This is a genomic window from Zobellella taiwanensis, assembly GCF_003012795.1.
Taxonomy (GTDB): Bacteria; Pseudomonadota; Gammaproteobacteria; order Enterobacterales; family Aeromonadaceae; genus Oceanimonas; species Oceanimonas taiwanensis.
On the sequence record NZ_PXYH01000077.1, the window covers coordinates 1 to 279 of the forward strand.

Consider the following 279-nt stretch of genomic DNA (forward strand, 5'->3'; position numbering starts at 1 on the left):
CACGGGCTCAAGCGCTTCTTACCAGCTCACCCGTGCTTAACGCAGGTTAGCACGTCCTTCATCGCCTCTGACTGCCAAGGCATCCACCGTGTACGCTTAGTCACTTAACCATACAACCCCAAGAAGTTTCCTGTCAGCCTGAATGGCTGGCGGGGAACTGGCTTGATGGCTGCTGCATCAGTGACGGATGCTTACAACAATTTTTCGCCAAGAAGTTCCAAGACACTTGCAGTATCAAGAACTACTTTTATTCATCAGCTTTTTCCGAATTGTTAAAGA

The 279-nt window shown here is 48.7% G+C and carries 1 rRNA gene; it reads right to left on the minus strand.

Going from position 1 to position 279, the window contains the following annotated elements:
* A 23S ribosomal RNA gene (locus tag C7I36_RS16995) occupies nt 1–110 on the minus strand; the annotation flags it as partial.
* Nucleotides 111–279: the final 169 nt, after the last annotated feature.